1 protein-coding gene and 1 pseudogene are annotated in these 522 nt (G+C 35.2%); both read right to left on the reverse strand.

Annotated elements, in window-relative coordinates; genetic code table 11:
- A pseudogene (locus DW103_RS17715) lies at positions 1-211 on the reverse strand (AraC family transcriptional regulator); the annotation flags it as partial.
- A complete protein-coding gene (locus DW103_RS17720) occupies positions 112-507 on the reverse strand; it encodes an Arm DNA-binding domain-containing protein (protein ID WP_370453493.1) in 396 nt (131 codons plus the stop codon). The gene DW103_RS17720 and the pseudogene DW103_RS17715, both read right to left, overlap by 100 nt.
- Positions 508-522: the final 15 nt, after the last annotated feature.

Below are 522 nucleotides of genomic sequence, written 5' to 3' on the forward strand. Positions count from 1 at the left end.
TCGTATTAATTATTTGTGTTATAATCTCCTTGCTGTATAAACTTCGGTTAATATATTCCCTGATAATCGCTTCAATCATAGGTTTCACCAGTAACTTATCTACCTTATTTCTTAGTATACAACCGGGTTGATGATTAGCATGTTGAAGAATAAACTCCAGTCTTTGGATATTTTCAGCACCGAAAACAGAAGAATGTATATATATGTCGTTAACACCATGGCCTTTAATTCCAGAATTTTATCTGCGTAGGCTCTCCTTTTCTCCGTAATCACCTTTTCGATATGCTCTCTGTTAGGACAATTTGAAGTAGGTTTATTGGCTTTGAAATCCCAGTATTTGGGATTAAGGGATATACCAATGCTTTCATACTTTCGTTTTCCGTTTTTACAGACACGCAACATCAAAGGTGACTCATTGTTTTTCAATACTTTAGATTTGTAACATACGACACTGACTGTTGTACTCATGGTTACATCTCGGTTTACATGGCTTGTGTGAACCAACATGAAAAACACAGAAAA

This window comes from Parabacteroides sp. AM08-6 (genome assembly GCF_003473295.1).
Taxonomy (GTDB): Bacteria; Bacteroidota; Bacteroidia; order Bacteroidales; family Tannerellaceae; genus Parabacteroides.